Annotated in this window: 12 protein-coding genes; 2 read left to right on the top strand and 10 right to left on the bottom strand. The window is 71.7% G+C overall.

Annotated features, from left to right (window positions below):
* Positions 1–123 precede the first annotated feature (123 nt).
* Positions 124–3,003, top strand: coding sequence for a discoidin domain-containing protein (locus ACSP50_RS12905; RefSeq protein WP_014689965.1), 2,880 nt, complete (start codon positions 124–126; stop codon positions 3,001–3,003).
* Here the strand turns inward: ACSP50_RS12905 and ACSP50_RS12900 are convergent.
* The gene (locus ACSP50_RS12900; RefSeq protein ID WP_014689966.1) at positions 2,990–3,379 is read right to left on the bottom strand and encodes a DUF1992 domain-containing protein; all 390 of its coding nucleotides are present in this window, start codon (positions 3,377–3,379) and stop codon (positions 2,990–2,992) included. The genes ACSP50_RS12905 and ACSP50_RS12900 overlap by 14 nt on opposite strands.
* Positions 3,380–3,446: 67 nt before the next feature.
* On the opposite strand from ACSP50_RS12900, the gene ACSP50_RS12895 reads away from it, so the two are divergent.
* Positions 3,447–3,716 carry a DUF2277 domain-containing protein gene (locus tag ACSP50_RS12895; protein WP_014689967.1) on the top strand — a complete coding sequence of 90 codons (270 nt, stop codon included), beginning with the start codon at positions 3,447–3,449 and terminating at the stop codon, positions 3,714–3,716.
* A 3-nt stretch (positions 3,717–3,719) separates the two neighbouring features.
* Here the strand turns inward: ACSP50_RS12895 and ACSP50_RS12890 are convergent, their stop codons facing one another.
* From ACSP50_RS12890 to ACSP50_RS12850, 9 genes are all read right to left on the bottom strand, one after another.
* Entirely contained in the window at positions 3,720–4,619 is a 900-nt protein-coding gene (locus ACSP50_RS12890) for a DivIVA domain-containing protein (RefSeq protein ID WP_014689968.1), read from the bottom strand.
* On the bottom strand, positions 4,616–5,347 hold the full coding sequence (locus tag ACSP50_RS12885; protein WP_014689969.1) for an AbfB domain-containing protein: 732 nt from the start codon (positions 5,345–5,347) through the stop codon (positions 4,616–4,618). The genes ACSP50_RS12890 and ACSP50_RS12885 overlap by 4 nt, the downstream gene beginning before the upstream one ends.
* 215 nt (positions 5,348–5,562) lie before the next feature.
* Positions 5,563–7,983 carry a non-reducing end alpha-L-arabinofuranosidase family hydrolase gene (locus tag ACSP50_RS12880; RefSeq protein ID WP_014689970.1) on the bottom strand — a complete coding sequence of 807 codons (2,421 nt, stop codon included), beginning with the start codon at positions 7,981–7,983 and terminating at the stop codon, positions 5,563–5,565.
* 222 nt (positions 7,984–8,205) lie between these two features.
* Positions 8,206–9,729, bottom strand: a complete 1,524-nt coding sequence (locus ACSP50_RS44785; protein ID WP_014689971.1) for a sigma-70 family RNA polymerase sigma factor — start codon at positions 9,727–9,729, stop codon at positions 8,206–8,208.
* Positions 9,730–10,062: 333 nt separating this feature from the next.
* Positions 10,063–11,379, bottom strand: coding sequence for a non-reducing end alpha-L-arabinofuranosidase family hydrolase (locus ACSP50_RS12870; protein WP_099344056.1), 1,317 nt, complete (start codon positions 11,377–11,379; stop codon positions 10,063–10,065).
* 106 nt (positions 11,380–11,485) lie between these two features.
* Positions 11,486–13,783, bottom strand: coding sequence for a beta-L-arabinofuranosidase domain-containing protein (locus ACSP50_RS12865; RefSeq protein WP_014689973.1), 2,298 nt, complete (start codon positions 13,781–13,783; stop codon positions 11,486–11,488).
* A 35-nt stretch (positions 13,784–13,818) separates the two neighbouring features.
* Positions 13,819–14,046, bottom strand: coding sequence for a hypothetical protein (locus tag ACSP50_RS12860; RefSeq protein WP_014689974.1), 228 nt, complete (start codon positions 14,044–14,046; stop codon positions 13,819–13,821).
* Complete coding sequence (locus ACSP50_RS12855; RefSeq protein ID WP_014689975.1) at positions 14,043–15,407, bottom strand: glycoside hydrolase family 43 protein; 1,365 nt, start codon at positions 15,405–15,407, stop codon at positions 14,043–14,045. The genes ACSP50_RS12860 and ACSP50_RS12855 overlap by 4 nt, the downstream gene beginning before the upstream one ends.
* On the bottom strand, positions 15,407–17,053 hold the full coding sequence (locus ACSP50_RS12850; RefSeq protein ID WP_014689976.1) for a glycoside hydrolase family 27 protein: 1,647 nt from the start codon (positions 17,051–17,053) through the stop codon (positions 15,407–15,409). Before ACSP50_RS12850 ends, ACSP50_RS12855 begins: the two co-directional genes overlap by 1 nt.
* Between the last annotated feature and the right edge of the window lie 88 nt (positions 17,054–17,141).

Here is a 17,141-nt window from a genome sequence, read left to right as displayed (position 1 = left end):
CGCTCCGACCGGCTCCGGCGCTCAGCGCCGGGGCCGATTTTTTCGTGTCCAGCTTCCGACCTTCCCGCAAATGACATAGACGAATGCGGTGGGGTTCTGTCGAACCCACCACGGAGGACATCCATGCGCGTACGCCTCGCGGCGACCCTGAGCCTGTGCCTGCTCCTCGGCACGGCAGTGGCCCTGCACCGGTCCGGGCGGGCCGCCCCGGCCGCCGACCCGCACGCCGGCCACATCCTGCCCACGGCCGTCCCGGTCGCGGTCACCACCGCGCTGCCGCTGCCGCACACCGGCTGGAAGGTGACCGCGGACAGCGGACAGACCTCCGCCGCCAAGGCGATCGACGGCGCCGCGGGCACCGCCTGGCTCAGCGGCACCACCGCGCTGCCGCACCGGCTGGCGATCGACACCGGCAACCGGGTCGCCGTCAGCGGCCTCACCTACCTGCCGCGGGCGAGCACCGCCACCGGCCGGATCGGCCGGTACCGGGTGCAGACCAGCGACAACGGCACCACCTGGGCCGCCCCGGTGGCCACCGGCACGTTCGCCGACGACGCCACGCTCAAGACCGTCACGTTCGGCACGGTGATCACCCGGTACGTGCGGCTGGTCGCGGTCACCGAGGCGGGCAACCGCGGCAGGCAGGTCGCCGCCGCCGAGGTCGACCTGCTCGGCGGCACCGACCCGGCGCTGCCCCGGACCGGCTGGACGGCCACCGCGGACAGCCAGGAGACGGCCGCGGCGAACGGCGCCGCGGCCAACGCCCTGGACGGTGACACCAGGTCGATCTGGCACACCGCGTACAGCGTGGCGCCGGCTGCCCCGCTGCCGCACACCTTCACCGTCGACATGCGGGTCACCAACCTGGTGTCCGGGCTCAGCTACCTGCCCCGGCAGGACGGCGGCCGCAACGGGCTGATCGGGCGGTACCGGATCGAAACCAGCATGGACGGCACCACCTGGGGGCCGGCCGCCGCGACCGGCGCGTTCATCGACAGCCAGGACGCGCAGACGGTCACGTTCGCCCCGGCCCTGGCCCGGTTCGTGCGGATCACCGCGCTCAGCGAGGCCGGCAACCGCGGCCCGTGGAGCAGCGCCGCGGAGATCAACCTGCTCGGCCGGCCCGACCCGACCCTGGCCCGCACCGGTTGGACGGTGACCGCCGACAGCGAGGAGACCGCCGCGGAGAACGGGCGGGCGGTCAACGTGCTCGACGGCGACCCGGCGACCATCTGGCACAGCGCGTGGAGTGCCACGCCGGTGCCGGGACTGCCACACTCGGTCACGGTGGATCTGCACCACGCCGTACCGGTGGGCGGCCTGTCCTATCTGCCGCGCCCCGCCTCACCGAACGGCCGGATCGGCCGCTACCGGATCGCCACCTCGAGCGACGCGACCACCTGGACCGACCGGGTGACCGACGGGGTGTTCGCGGACAACCCGGCCCGGCAGACGGTGATCTTCCCGCCGGCCACCGCCCGCTACGTGCGGCTGACCGCGGTCACCGAGGCCGGCACCCGCGGCCCGTGGAGCAGCGCCGCCGAGCTCGACCTGCTCGGGCCGGCCGGCTCGGTGGCCCCGAAACGCGGCGTGTGGAGCGCCCCGGTCGGCTTCCCGCTGGTCCCGGTGGCCGCCGCGCAGCTGCCCAACGGCAGGATCCTGACCTGGTCGGCGTTCAAGGCCGACACGTTCAGCGGCGGCGGCGGGCTGACCCTGACCGCCACCTACGATCCGGCGACCGGGGTGGTCACCCAGCGGTCGGTCAGCGAGACCGGGCACGACATGTTCTGCCCCGGCATCGCCACGCTGCCGGACGGCCGGATCGTCGTCACCGGCGGCAACAACAGTGAGAAGACCAGCATCTACGACCCGGCCACGGACGCCTGGACCGCCGGGCCGGCGATGACCACGCCGCGCGGCTACCAGGCCAGTGCCACCCTCGGGGACGGACGGGTGTTCACCGTCGGCGGGTCGTGGAGCGGCGGGGCCGGCGGGGTCAACGGCGGCCGGCACAAGGCCGGCGAGGTGTTCTCCCCGGCCACCGGATGGACCGCGCTGCCCGGCGCGGACGCGGCCCCGATGCTGACCGCGGACAGCAACCCGAACGGCGACTACCGCAAGGACAACCACGCCTGGCTGTTCGCCTGGTCCGGCGGCAGGGTGCTGCAGGCCGGGCCGAGCCGGGCGATGAACTGGTATACCACCGCCGGGACCGGCGGGGTCAGCCCGGCCGGGGTGCGCGGCGACGACGGCGACGCGATGAACGGCAACGCGGTCATGTACGACACCGGCAAGATCCTCACCGTGGGCGGGGCGCCGAACTACGAGAACAACGACGCGACCGCCAACGCGTACGTGCTGACCATCGCCGGCAGCACGGTGACCACCCGGAAGATCGCGCCGATGGCCAACGCCCGCGCCTTCCACAACAGCGTGGTGCTGCCCGACGGCAAGGTGGCGGTCTTCGGCGGGCAGAACTATCCGGTGCCGTTCTCCGACAACACGGCGGTGCTGCAGGCGGAGTTGTTCGATCCGGTCACCGAGACGTTCAGTCCGCTGTCACCGGCCGCGATGCCGCGCACCTATCACAGCGTGGCGCTGCTGATGCCGGACGGCCGGGTGTTCACCGGCGGCGGCGGGCTGTGCGGCGCCGGATGCGCGACCAACCACTTCGACGCGGAGATCTTCACCCCGCCGTACCTGGTGGGTGTCAAGTCGCGGCCGGTGATCACCTCGGCGCCGACGACGGCCGCCAACGGGTCGAAGATCACCGTCACCACCGACAAGAGCATCAAGTCGTTCGCGCTCGTACGGATGGGGACCGCGACCCACAGCGTCGACACCGACCAGCGACGGTTGTCGTTGCCGCAGGTGGCCGTGAGTGGTGGTTACCAGCTGACCATTCCGGCGGACCCGGGAGTGGCGGTGCCCGGTTACTGGATGATGTTCGCCGTGGACGCCAAGGGGGTGCCCAGCATCGCCAGGACCATCAGGGTCTTCTGATTCGCCAGGCTCGCACCACGGCGTCCGCGTCGAACGGTGGCAGGATCACCGGCGGGCCGTCCAGGTGCCCGCGCCGGGCCTTGTCGATCCGGGTGTTGAGGTCCGCGACATGCTCCCGGACCTCGCGCTCGGTGTGCAGGCGGTCGACCACCGTCGTCAGATCCTCGGCGGCCCGGCGCAGGGCCAGGGTGGGCGGGACCACGCCGGCGGTCGCGCCCTCCCGGCGCAGCCAGTCCTTGACCCACCAGTCCTCGTCGTACTCCTCGCCGTGGCCGGCGAGCGGCTTCCCCGCCCCGGGCAGGTTGTCGAACTCGCCGCGCTCGGTGGCCTCACGCAGCTGGCGGTCGATGGATGACTCGTACCAGTAGGCGCCCATGGGACAAGCTTAGGGTCCGGATGGCATAGATTCTTGGCGACATCGGGTAACCGCGAAGGAGCCGAACGTGTGCCGCAGCATCCACCAGTTGCACAACTTCGAGCCGCCGGCGACGACCGACGAGGTGCAGGCCGCCGCCCTGCAGTACGTCCGCAAGATCGCCGGGACGACCCGGCCGTCGCAGGCCAACCAGGCGGTCTTCGACGAGGCGGTCGCGGCGATCACGGCGGCCACGCAGGCTCTGCTGGACGGCCTGGTGACGACCGCCGCGCCGCGGGACCGGGAGGTGGAGGCGGCGAAGGCGCGGGCCCGGGCCGAGCGCCGGTACGCCTCCTGACGCTCAGCCCCGGGGTGCCAGCCGGGGTCGCCCGTCGGCCAGCTCGTCCAACCGCTGGTTGATGTGCTGCCGCAGCGTCTCCCGCTGCGCCGTGATCACCAGCAGCAGCCGGTCGATGTCGGAGCGGGCGGCGTCCCGTTCGGCGGCGAGCGTCCGGACCGCCTCGGTGTGCCGGTGCCGGGCGTCGCTGACCACCGTGGAGGCGCTGAGTTCGGCCTGGCTGACCAGCCGGTCGGCTTCGGCGCGCGCGGCGCCGAGCAGCCGCGCGGCCTCCCCGCGGGCGTCGCGCACCTCCTCGTCGGCGGCGCGCTGCGCCATGGTGAGCACGTCGGCGCGCCGGGCGGCCGCCGGCGCCTCGGCACCGGCCCGGCGGGCCTGCGCCAGTTCGTGTTCGACGGCCGCGGCGTGCTGCCAGGCCCGTTCGCGGCCGGCCTCGGCTTGTTGCAGCTCGGCTTCCACACGCTGCAGCTCGGCCTGCGCACGCTGCGGCTCGATGCCGGGCTCCACCTCGTGCAGGTCGCGGCGCAGCGCACGGTTCTCGGCGCGCAGCCGGGACATCTCCCGCTCCAGCACGTCGAGGAAGCCGTCGACCTGATCCCGGTCGTAGCCGGGCGAGCCGGGCGCAGGCCCGCGGAACGGCGCCGTCTCGGGTTCGGGGCGGTCGTCGGCGGGGTACGGCGCCGCCCGGGCTTCGGGGCGACGGGCCGGACGGGCGCCGGCGCGGTACGGCGCCGTCTCGGCGTCCGGGCGGCGGGCCGGGCGGTCGCCGGCGGGGTACGGCGCCGTCTCGGCCTCCGGGCGGCGGCCAGGGCGGCGGCCAGGGCGGTCGCCGGCGGGGTGCGGCGCCGTCTCGGGTTCGGGGCGGTGCGGAAGCCGGTCGTCGTCCCGGAACGATGCTGTCACAGGGCCGGGCAGGCTTCGAAGACGGTCGCCTGCCTGGTCGCGGACGGTTCCAGGCGGATGCCGTCGGCGGCCAGCATCAGGTGGCGCTGCGGATAGTTCACCGACCGCAGCGCGAATCCGCCGCCGGTGCGTTCCGGGCAGAAGGTGGCGTCCTGGTCGAACAGCGAGCTGCCGTCGGCCGGCTCGAGCCGCAGCAGGAATTCGCGGTGCCGCAGGAAGCGTCCGGGTTCGCCGGCCGATTCGAACGAGACGCAGCGGGGGTCGGCCCGTCCGGCCCGCACCGTGAACCGGGCGTCGCGCCGGTCGTGCGAGCTGCTCGCGGCCGTGACCGCGGCGACGATGACGGCGGTGTCCCAGCGGCGGATCCGGTATTCGGGGAAGCCGGCGAAGCCGAGCCCGAGCGTGGTCCCGGCGAGGAGGCGGGGCGGTGCGGTGCGGCGGCCGGCCGTGGTCCGGCTGGGGCGCGGCGGCGGGACGGGCGCGGCGGGGCTGTGCCGGGACACCGGGTCGAGGACCGGCCGGGTGCTGGGTGCCGGGGCGACGGAGACCGGTGGCTGGGCCGACGGCATGGTCCACACCGGCGGCGGTTGCGGCGCCGGCATGGCCTGCGGTGAGCGTTCCGTCCGGAGCAGGAAGGTGGCGACGGCCGAGTAGCCGACAAGAACGGTCAGGGTTGCGGCAGCGAGCGCCAGTATCGGCCGGCGGTCGGAGCGGGGGGACTCCGGCATCGAGGTGACTCCTGGGGGACCCGACAGGTGGCGCGGGGTACCGGCACACCTGAGGGTGAACGGGAACAGGGCGAATGGTCTTCGCGAAAGCGATCCCCGGAGTCAACGCGACCGCAATGATCTTGTCAACCTCCTACAATTTTAAACTTTATTGCACAGTACGACGGTCCGTGGGCGTCCTCACCGGGGTGCGGACGCCCCACGGACCGGTCGCGTCAGCGCTGCAGGGTCAGCACCCCGGGCCGGTACGGCAGCAGGCCGTAGTCGCCGCCCGAGCTGGGCGAGCGGCCCTGGTACAGCAGCTGCAGGTGGCACGGGTCCACGGTCATCGTCTGATCCGCGGTGGCCCGGACCAGCTCACCGTGACTGATGTCGTTGGTCCACGTGGCGCCGCTGTTGGCCTTGCCGGCGAACGGGTTGGCCTCGGTGGCCGCCTGCGGGGTCCAGGAGCCGCCCAGGCTGGTCGCGGTGAACGACCGGAAGTAGCGCCCGCCGGACCCCACCGCCTCGACGATCATCAGGTACCGGCTCTGCCCCTGCACCTTGTAGACCTGCACCGCCTCGAACAGGTTGCTGGTGCTGTCGCTCATCACCACCGCCGACGACGTGCCGAAACTGCCCGGGAAGGTGCCGATCGGCATGCTCGCCCGGTAGATCTTGCCGTTGTCCCCGGCGAAGAACAGGTACATGTTCGTGCCGTCGCCGATCAGCGTCTGGTCGATCGGGCCGGTGCCGGAGCCGGTGATGCTGCCGGAGAACAGGGTCTTCGCCGCCGACCAGCCGTTCGGGTTGCTCGGGTCGCTGGAGGTGCGGTAGGAGAACGCCGAGCCGCCCCACTGGTAGGCGAGCACCCAGATGCTCTTCGGCGCGAAGTAGAACAGGGTCGGCGCGACCGCGGCGAAGTTCATCGAGTTCTGCGTCGCCGAGGCCATGTCGGTCCAGTCGGTGAACGGGCTGAAGCTCATCGAACCCCAGCTCGACCCGGTGTCGTGGGTTGTGGCGTACACCAGGTGCCTGCCGTTGTAGGGAACGGTCGTGAAGTCCTTCAGCGCGACCCGGCCGGACTTCGGCGTGGCGAGCGCGCCGGTCGACGTCCAGCGGTAGGACGACGGAAGCGCACACGATCCGGAGGCCGGCGAGGTGGTGGGAGTGCTCCCGCCGCCGACCGGAACGAGCTGCCACTGCTGGTTGGTGCCGTTCCCGTCGGTGTACTGCACGACGTTGGCGCCGTCGGTGGTGGCGGCGCCCTGCACCTCGACGGCCTTGCCGCTGTTCCGGTTGATCAGCTGGATGAAGCCGTTGCCGGACTGCACGCTGAACTGCTGGTTGGCGCCCTTGTTGTCGGCCCACTGGACGATCGCGCCGCCGTCGGCGGTCGACTTGCCGGAGACGTCCAGGACCTTGCCGGACAGCTTCGACTTCAGCCGGTAGAAGCCACCGCCGGAGTCGACGAACTGCCACTGCTGCTGCGTCTGATCGTTACGGGTGAACTGGGCGATCCGCGCACCGTCGGTGGTCGCCAGGTTGTACACGTCCAGCGCCTTGCCACTGTTGCGGTTGACCAGCACATACCAGGCGCTGGTGTCGATCGCCGTGGCCGGGGCGATGGTCGAGCCGGTCGAACCGCCACCGGCGTTCAGCGCGTTGAGCACCGCGGTGTAGGCCGCCTTCTTGGCGCCGCCGGCGTCGAACAGCAGCGGGTTGGTGCCGGTCCGCCAGGAGTCGCTGTCCCGGATGCCCCAGACCGTGATGCCGGCGCACCGGGCGACCGCCAGGCAGGCCCGGGTGACCGCGGCGTACGCGTCGGCCTGCCCGGAGCCGGCGATGTCCAGCTCGGTGATCTGCACGTCGACGCCGAGGTCGGCGAACCGCTGCAGGTTGGCCTGGTAGTCGGCGGGCATCGCGCCGGTCAGGTGGGACTGGAAGCCGACGCAGTCGATCGGCACGCCGCGCGCCTTGAAGTCCTTGACCATGGCGTACACCGCGGTGCTCTTGGCATTGATGCCGTCGGTGTTGTAGTCGTTGTAGCAGAGCCTGGCCGACGGGTCGGCGGTCCGCGCGGCCTTGAACGCGGCCTCGATCCAGTCGTTGCCGGTGCGCTGGAGGCTGGAGTCACGGCGGGTCCCCCGCCCGTCGTCGGCGAACGCCTCGTTCACCACGTCCCAGGCATAGATCTTGCCGCGGTAGTGGGTGGCGACCTGGGTGACGTGGTTGAGCATCGCCGACCGCAGGGTGCTGCCGGACAGCGCCTGCGCCCAGCCCGGCATCTGCGAGTGCCAGGCGAGCGTGTGCCCGCGGACCCGCTGCCCGTTGGCCTGCGCCTGGGTGACGATCCGGTCGCCGGCGGTGAAGGTGAACGATCCCCGGGACGGCTCGGTCGCGTCCCACTTCATCTCGTTCTCCGGGGTGACCGCGGTGAACTCGCGCTTCAGGATCCCGGCGTAGGTGGCGTCGCCCAGCTTCGAGGCGGCGATCGCGGCGCCGAAGTAGCGGTTGCGGGCGGTGGCCGAGGCGCCCAGGGTGCTCGCCGCGTCGGAGGTGCCGGCGAAGAACAGCGCCGCTCCGGCGGCCACCGTCGCGGTGAGCAGGACGGGCAGCAGCGTGCGTAACCGGCGGGGCCGGCTCCGTGCGTTCATGGGGGTGGTGCCTTTCGGGGATGGGGTCGCCGCCGGTCGGGGCCGGCAGGCGGTGCGTTCGCGTGCGGAAACCGGAATGGGAGCGCTCACATTCGTGAAGCGATCGTGCCAGACGGGTCCGGCGAATTCAAACGAAGATCACCCCGACCAGCGCAAATACGCGCGCATAACAGAATCGGGAAAGCATTTTTCGGTTATCCGGCGGGCGGTGCCCGGGTCGGCTCAGCCAGCCAGCCCCGGGCGTACCAGGAACGACCCGTCGGCCCGGAAGGCCGCGGAACCGTCGAACTGGTCCACCCACAGCTCGTCGCCGCGGTGCCGGAGGAACCAGCCCGGATAGTTGGACGACTCCAGCGTGATCGAGCCGGCCGCCTGGCCCGCGCCGGGGCAGAAGGTGGCGTCCCCACGGAACAGCGCCGTGCCGTCGTCGGCGTTCAGCCGCAGCCGCCACGAGGCGTGCCGCAGGTATCGGCCGTCGGCCGCGCGGAACGAGAAGCACCGCTGGTCGTTCAGCCCGGCCACCGCGCGGAAGGTGGCCGGTTGCCGGGTCGCCGCCGGGCCGCCCCGGCCGGTCCCGATCAGCATGCCGTAGCTGCCGGCCGCCGTGATGTAGCGCCCGGTGGCGTTCGCCGCCTCCAGCGACACCGGACCGGCGCGCAGCGTGCCGGTTCCGGCCGGCCTCGGGGTGGTGCCCCGGGTGGCACCCGTGGTGGCGCGTGCGGTGACCGGCGCCGGCGCCGCGATGGTGGCCGGCTGCGGGGTCCGCGCGATCGTCGCCGGTCGCGGCACCTCCGGCGCGGTCACCGAGACCGCGCCCGCGGTGGCGCCGACGATCAGCGTGCCGGCGGTCACCGCGGTCACCACCGGGTGCGCCGCGGCCAGCGCCGCCAGCTGGCCGAACACGCCCGCCTTGCCGGCGGCGACGGACAGCACCGCCCCGGCACCCACGCTCTTGGCCAGCACCGTCGCGGTCAGCGCCGCGGGCACCGGGAGCAGCAGCAGGCCGGGCAGCAGGCGCTCGGCGGGCACCAGATCGCCGGCCGCCCGGGTGCAGACCGGGCAGCCACGGACATGCCGGGCCAGGCGTTTGCGCCACCGCGGGCCCGGCGTCCCGGGCCAGCCGGCCAGCTCCGCACCGAGCCGGGGGCACCGCGGCTCGGCGTCCAGGGCCGCCACGATCGCCCGGCTCACCTCCAGCTGGGCGCGCATCCGCTGGACGCGGACGCCGGCGTGCACCACCGTGACGCCGAGCGCGTCGGCGAGCTCCGCCCGGGTCAGGTGCCCGGAGGCCTCCAGCAGCCACAGCGACAGCAGGGACCGGTCGTCCGGGTCCAGCCAGCGGCCGGCCCGGCGCACCTGGCGGCGCTGCGCCGACAGGTCGGCGCGCAGACCGGTGACGCCCTCGAACTCCGCGCCGACGTCCGGCACCCCGGCGGCCTCGTCGATCGGCACCGCCCGGGCCGCGTCCCGGGCCCGGCGGTGCTGGTGCGTGCTGACCTGCCGCAGGGCGATCGCCACCAGCCAGGACCGGAAGCTGTCCGGGGAGCGCAGCGACCGCAGCTGCCGCAGCACGCGCAGCATGATGTCCTGAGCCACGTCATCGACGTCCGGGTCGGTGTCGAGGGCCTGCCGGACGATCGTGTAGACGACCGGCAGGTACGCCCCGACCAGCTCGTCGCGGGCGGCGCGGTTACCGGCCTGAGCCGCCCGGACCAGACCGGCGGCGTCCGTCCGGGTAGCTGCCATGTTCCCTCGTCATCGTCACACCGCGGGCCAACAGACTGTGAACGACCACGGTCGCCAGGTCAACCTCGCCGGCTGGTGATCCGCGGCGCACCGTCGCCGGCCCGGCGGACAATGCGCGCGCTAACAGTCGCGTACCGAACATTGCCAGGATGTTTCGCCACATTCAAGGTGATCGCCGTCGGCGTCACCTCGACCTTCCGGACGCCGACGGCATAACACTTCCGTGGACTGTTTTTCAGGTGCGGAGCCACCGCTGATGCGATCCCCCGTCGCCGGACCACGGGTTCGACCGCGGCCCCCTCGGCGGTGGCCGCACCGGTGACGTCGAGGCGGTCAGCGCTGCAGGGTCAGCAGGCCCGGGCGCCAGGGCAGCTGGTCGTACGTGCCGCCGGCACCGGGGTTCTTGCCCTGGTACAACAGCTGCAGGTGGCACGGGTCGACGGTCATCGTCTGGTCCGGGTTGTTCCGCACCAGGTCGCCGTGGCTGATGTCGTTGGTCCAGGTGGCGCCGCTGTTGGCCGCGCCGGCGAACGGGTTGCTCTCGGACGCCGCCTGCGGGGTCCAGGAGCCGCCGAGGCTGCTCGCGGTGAACGACCGGAAGTAGCGGCCCCGGCTGCCGATCGCCTCGACGATCATCAGGTACTGGTTCTGTCCCTGCACCCTGTAGACCTGAACGGCCTCGAACAGGTTGTTCGTCGAGTCGCTCAGGACCGTGGTGTACGAGGAGCCGAAGCTGCCCGGGAAGTTCGCGATCGGCATGCTCGCCCGGTAGATCCTGCCGTTGTCCCCGGCGAAGAACAGGTACATGTTCTGCCCGTCGCCGATCAGCGTCTGGTCGATCACGCCGGTGCCGGAGCCGGTGATGCTGCCGGTGAACAGGGTCTGCGGCGCCGACCAGCCGTTGGCGTTGGTCGGGTCGGTGGAGGTCTTGTAGCTGAACGCGGTGGGCCCCCACTGGTAGGCCAGCACCCAGATGTTCTTCGGCGCGAAGTAGAACAGGGTCGGCGCGACCGTGCCCTGGCTCATCCCGTTCTGGCCGGCCGCGGCCATGTCCGACCAGTCGGTGAACGGGGTGAAGGCCATCGATCCGTAGCCGGAGCCGGCGACGTCCGACGCGTACACCAGGTGCTTGCCGTTGTAGACGACGTTGGTGAAGTCCTTCAGCGCCACCCAGCCGGACTTCGGCTGAGCGAGCGCTCCGGTCGAGCTCCATCGGTAGGTCGACGGCAGCGTGCACGTCCCGCCCGGGGTCGAGGGCGACGGGGACGGCGACGACGGGGACGGACTGGACGGGGACGGCGAGCCCGGCGATCCGGTGCAGGCGACGCCGTTGACCGCGAACCCGGCCGGCGCCGGGTTGCTGCCGGTCCACGAGCCGTTGAAGCCGAACGACACGGTGCCGCCGGTGGCGACCGAGCCGTTGTAGGCGACGTTCTTCGCGGTGACCGCCGAACCGCTCTGGGTCACCGTGGCGTTCCAGGCCTGCGTCACGGTCTGCCCGGCGCCGTACGTCCAGGTCACCGTCCAGCCGGTGAGCGGATCACCGAGGTTGGTGACCGAGACGTTGGCGCCGAAACCGCCGTCCCACTGCGACGACACGGCGTAGGTGACCGAGCACCCGGCGGCCGCGGCGTGCGCGGGCACCGTCATCACCGCGGCCGTCGAGGCCAGCAGACCGACGCCGGCTGCCGCCGCGTACGCGGAGATTGGTCTGGTTCTCTTCACGAGCTCTCTCCCTGTGGTGGTGGGTCCGGGGTCAGGCGACCCGGACGAGACGCCAGTTGTTGCCGGTGCCGCCGGTGTCGGACGTCTGGACCACCTGGCTCCCCCAGGTGCTCGCACCGCCGGACACGGCGAGCACCCGGCCGCTGTTGACGTTGCGGATCCGGTACGAGCCGTCGGCGTTGGCGACCAGCGTCCAGCGGTGATCGGCGGTGCCGTTGTCGGCCCACTGCAGGACGGGGGCGTTGTCGGTGGTCGCCATGTTCTGGACGCCGAGGACCTTGCCGCTGTTGACGTTGCGGAACCGCACGGCGCCGCCGTCGGGCACCTGGACCCACCGGTGGTCCGCGGTGCCGGTGTCGCCCCAGACGATCACCCGGCCGCCGTCCGCGGTGGACATGTCCTGGACGCCCAACACCAGCCCGGACGCGACGTTCACCACCTGGTAGGCCGCTTCACCACCGGACCCGGTGTTCCAGTAGACGGCGTAGTCGAACCCCTGCGCGTCGGGGAACGGGCCGAGCGACACGGTGGCGCCGTTCGCGGTAGCCGTGAAGGCCAGGCTGCCGCTCCCGGTCCGGGCGATGGACGACACGTTCAGCGACGGATGCGCCGACAGCGTGGTGCCGCCGTAGTTGCCGCAGAGCACCACCGGGCCGTACGTGATCGCCTGCACCGCGGGGTTGTCGGCAGCCGGCTGCATGATCACTCGCATCGGGAGCCGGACGGTCAGCACGTCGCCCGCCGCCCAGGCGCGGGTGACGGTGGCATAGCCGCCCGGGGTGGCGCCGACGCCCTGCGCCACGCCGTTGACCGCGAGGGTGGCGCCGGTCGTCCAGCCCGGAATGCGCACCCGGATGCTCCAGGTCCCACTCGGCGTGCCGGACACGGTCAGCGTGGTGGTGTCGCTGACCGGGTACGCGGTGGCCTGCGTGACGGTGATGCCCCGCTCGGCCCAGGACAGCACCGAGGGGGTGAACAGGTTGACCGTCAGGGTGGTCCCGCTGAAGAAGTAGATCGACTCCATCAGCTTGGTGTTGGTCTCGACCCCGGTGCCCTGGCAGCACCAGAAGCTGGCGTAGTCGGTGGACCAGGTGCCGCCGCCCCAGGCCGGTCCCACCCCGCGCCGCCCGCCGGGCCGTAGCGGGGTGAAGTAGGTGATGTGGCCATGGCTGTCGGCCGGGTTCTGCGCGCCGATCAGGTGGTTGAGCAGCGCCCGCTCGTAGAAGTCGAAGTACGCCGCCCGGTCCGGGTCGGTCAGCCACAGTTCCCGGGTCAGCTTGAGCATGTTGTAGGAGTTGCAGTGCTCGCAGGTGTCGTTGGTGAGGTAGCCGGCGATCGCGTTCGGGGCACGGAAATGCTCGGCCTGGCTGTTGCCGCCGATCGCGTAGGTGTGCGCGCCCGTGGTGATGTTCCAGGCGTTGAGCCCGATGTCGCGGTAGCGGGTGGTGCCGGTGGCCTTGTACTCCCGGACGGCACCCACCCACTTGGGCACCTGGGTGTTGGCGTGCAGCCCGTTGAGCTGGTCGGCGCCCGCGGCCAGCGGGGTGAAGACGGCGGCGTGGTCGAACCGCTGGGCGGTGGCGAGCCAGCGGCCGTCGCCGGTCTGCTGGTAGATGTCGGCCAGCACCTCGTTCATGCCACCGAACTCGGTACCCAGCATGGCCTGCATCTGGCTGGTGGTCAGCCGCGCGGTCCGGGTGTCGACCCATCCCGCGAGCCGCAGCAGCACGTCGCGGGCCTGGGTGCCGCCGATCAGCCGCCAGACGTCGAGCAGCCCGGCGAGCGTCTTGTGCACGCAGTAGTAGGGGACGTTGCCGTTGCTGAGGGTGCCCGCCTCCAGGGCGGTGAAGTCGGACTCCGGGAAACCGGACAGGTAGCCGTTGGCCGCCTGACACTTGGCCAGCTCGGCGACCATGTAGTTCGCCCGGTCCCGGCAGGTGGTGTCGCCCAGCGCGGCCCAGGCCTGCGCCCACGCGGTCAGGAAGTGACCCTGCACGTGGGTGCGGAACGGGAAGTCGGGCGCGTCCCAGCCGCCGTTGGCCGCGGCGCCGCCGGTGCTCCTGCCGTGGTTGGCCCGGAAGTTGTAGAGCAGCCGGTCGGCGTCGACGAAGCGCAGGTAGTTCAGCGTGCGCGTCTGGTTGTCCAGGAATCGTCCGGTGGTCAGCCGCACCTGTCCGAGGTCGAACGGGAAGGCCGAGACACCGAGGTCGGCCCGGGCCGGCGCAACCGCCGCAGCGTCGGCCCGGGAGATCGGCCCGAGGCCGGCGGCCACCGCGCCGGCGCCGGCCGCCTGCAGCAGGCCGCGGCGGCTGATCGGGAACGGGGTCATGAGTCGCTCCTTGATGTGGATGCGGTGGCCGCGCCTCAGGGCGTGGTCAGGTCGAACCGGTTGGCGGTGACCGCGCCGCCCAGCGCCTGGGTGGCGTAGTCGAAGAGGCCGAACCGGTGACCCATGAAGAACTGCCGGGCGTTGTTCAGGGTGAACGCCGGGCCCAGCGGGGTGAACGTGCTGCCGGTGGTGCTGTACGAGAACGTCGCGGTCCGCCCCGAGCCGGGCCGGATGTCGGCGGCCGCGAGCGGGCGGATCCTCATCGCGCGCTCCCCGCCCCCGCGAACTGCCACCAGTCGACGTTGAACAGATAGCCGCTGCCGCCGGTGAACCGCAGATACAGGTCCGGGGTGCCGGTCGCCCCGCTGACCGGACAGGTGACCGTGGTCCAGGTCTGCCAGCCGCCGGTCCCCGGCACCGTGCAGGTGCCCACCACCGCGCCGGTGGCGCTGCCCAGCCGCAGTTCGAGACGGCCCCCCGAGGTGGCCGAGGCGACCCGGGCCGAGAACGAGGTGGCCCCCGTACCGAAGGCGACGCCCTTCACCTTGATGTAGTCGCCGTTCTCGAGGTATCCGACGTTCCGGCCGCCGCTGGTCGCCTCGGTCTCCACGCCGGAACTCCAGGCGATGGTCTCGGCCTCCTGCCGGACGTACGGGTTGAGCGTCCCGACCTGCGGCGCCCCGCCCGTGGTCATGGTGATCGTCGGGATGCTGCCGTCGGCGTGGTAGCTGAACCTCTCCACCGCGACCGAGCGGGTGTATCCGCCGCCGCCGGGCAGCGCGCCGTTGTGGTAGAAGAAGTACGAATTGCCGTTGAAGTCGATGACGCCCGGATGGTTGGTGAAGCTGCCACCCTGGGTCGGCATCACCGTGCCGCGATAGGTCCACGGCCCGGTCGGTCCGGGCGCGGTGGAGTAACCGATGAACTCCGAGCAGCACTTCGCGGCGAAGACGTTGTAGTAGGTTCCGTTGCGCTTGTAGACCCAGGGGCCCTCCTCGTACAACGTCGGCCGGTTGGTGCTGCCGGTCCGGGTGCCGAACCCGGCCGTGGTCAGCGGGATCTGCTGGATCCCCCCGGTGTAGCTGATCATGTCGGGGTTGAGCCGCACGTACCACAGGTTGGGGTTGCCCCAGTAGAGGTAGGCCTGGCCGGAGTCGTCGATGAAGACCGTCGGGTCGATCTCACCGTTCTCGGCGAGCGGATGCCCGAGGGCGTCGGTGAACGGCCCGGTGGGGCTGTTCGCCACCCCGACCCCGATCGCCATCCGCCCGGTCGCCCGGTCGGTGACCGGCACGTACCAGTAGAACTTGCCGTTACGCGGGACCACCTGACCGGCCCAGGCGTTCGCACCGGCCCAGCTGAAGGTGGCCAGGCTCATCGGCGAACCGTGATCGGTCCAGTTGACCATGTCGGCGGACGAGAACAGCCGCCAGTCCTTCATCGTGTAGTACGTCGAGTTGTCCTCGTCGTGACCGGTGTAGAGGTAGACGCGCCCGTTGTAGACCATCGGCGCCGGATCGGCGGTGTACACGGTCTGCACGATCGGGTTGTCGGCGTGCGCGGCGGACGGGACGGCCAGGCTCGCCAGGATCAGAAGGGCGGCCGCCCAGGATCGTTTCGGCATCAGCCACGGCTCCAGCGCTGGTTGACGGCGGCGGTGCAGGTCCAGAGCAGGACCGGGGTGCCGTTCGCGGTCAGGTTGTGGTCGACGTCCAGGCACAGGCCGGAGGCGGTGCCGCGGATCGTGCCGTCGGCGTTGAGGGTCCACTGCTGGTTGGTGCCGCCGTTGCAGTCCCACAGCTGGACCTTGCTGCCGGCGGTGGCGCCGGTCGGCGCGTCCAGGCACTTGCCGAGCGACTGCAGGGTCGCCCCGCCGGCGGTCCACTGCTGGTTGGCGCCGCCGTTGCAGTCCCAGACGGCCGGCTGGGTACCGTTGGCCGTGGCGCTGTTCGGCACGTCGAGGCACCGTCCCGAGGAGGCGCTGACCAGCGTCGCGCCGGCCGGCGGCGTGCCCGTTCCCCCGCCGCTGACCCGGTAGACCACCGTGCCGTGGGCGGGGACACTTGCGCTGATCGCGCCGGTGCTGGTCGTCGTGCCGCCGGTCCAGGCGTCCTGCAGGGTGAGGGAACCGCCGGACTTGCCGATCGCCGCGGCGGTCGTCGACACGGTCGTGGTGGCGCCACCCTGGTTGTAGAGAGCCACCGCGACGTCACCGTTGGACAACTTCTTCGCCAGTACGCGGCGGGTGCCGTCGTTGCTGACCTGGGTGGCCTGCAGGCCGAGCGAATCCTGGTCGATCGCGATCAGCCGCGGGTTCTTCAGGATGGTCTGGGTGGCCGTGCTCATCGACCGCAGGTCGTTGCCGGCGATCAGCGGCGCGGCCAGCATCGTCCAGAGCGCGAAGTGGCTGCGCTGCTCGGTGTCGGTCAGCCCGCTGCGCCCGACCTCCATCATGTCCGGGTCGTTGAACTGCCCGGGGCGGGCGTATCCGGCCAGCGGCACGGTGACGTCCACGATGTTCTTGACGCCCATCGGGTAGCCGTTGGTCTGCCCGGTGTCCCAGGCGGCGCTGATGTCCTCGGTGGTGCGCCACATGTTGGCGACGTCTCCCCAGTTGCGCTGCGGGCCGGTCTTGGCGTGCACGCTGTTCGGGTTGATGCTGTAGACGATCGGCCGCCCGGTGGCCGCCAGCGCGTCGCGCATCTTCGCGAACGTGGTGACCTGGTCGTTGATCGTGCCGGTCGGCGAGCACCAGTCGTACTTGAGGTAATCGACCCCCCACGCGGCGAACTGCCGCGCGTCCTGCGCCTCGTGTCCCTGGCTGCCGGTCGCCCCGGGATAGCTGTTGAAGTACTGGGCGCAGGTCTTGTCCAGCGGCACCTCGTAGAGGCCGAACTTGAGGCCCTTGGCGTGCAGGTAGTCGCCGAGCGCCTTCATCCCGCTGGGGAACCGCGTGGGGTCGCCCTGCAGGTTGCCGGCCGAGTCCCGGTTCGGGTTGAACCAGCAGTCGTCCACCACCACGTACTGGTAGCCGAGGTCGCGCATGCCGCTGCTGACCACCGCGTCGGCCATCTGCCGGATCAGCGATTCGCTGATGTTGCAGCCGAAGGTGTTCCAGCTGTTCCAGCCCATCGGCGGGGTGCGCGCCACCCCGTTGTCGAGTGCCTGCGCCGCGGAGCCGGGCAGGGCGATCACGCCGGCGACGCAGAGGACGGCGAGGATCGCTGTCCGGAACCACCGTCGTCGTCCAGGCAGGCTGCTTCGGGGCATGGCGGGGTCCTTTCGAGGGATGGTGGACCTGTTATCGCTCACACCGGTGTTTCCGCTGCTCGGACGGTACTAGAACGCAACACCGGAA

The organism is Actinoplanes sp. SE50/110 (assembly GCF_900119315.1).
GTDB lineage: Bacteria > Actinomycetota > Actinomycetes > Mycobacteriales > Micromonosporaceae > Actinoplanes.
Note: the sequence above shows the minus strand (reverse complement) of the source record. Positions and strands in the feature narration are given on the sequence as shown.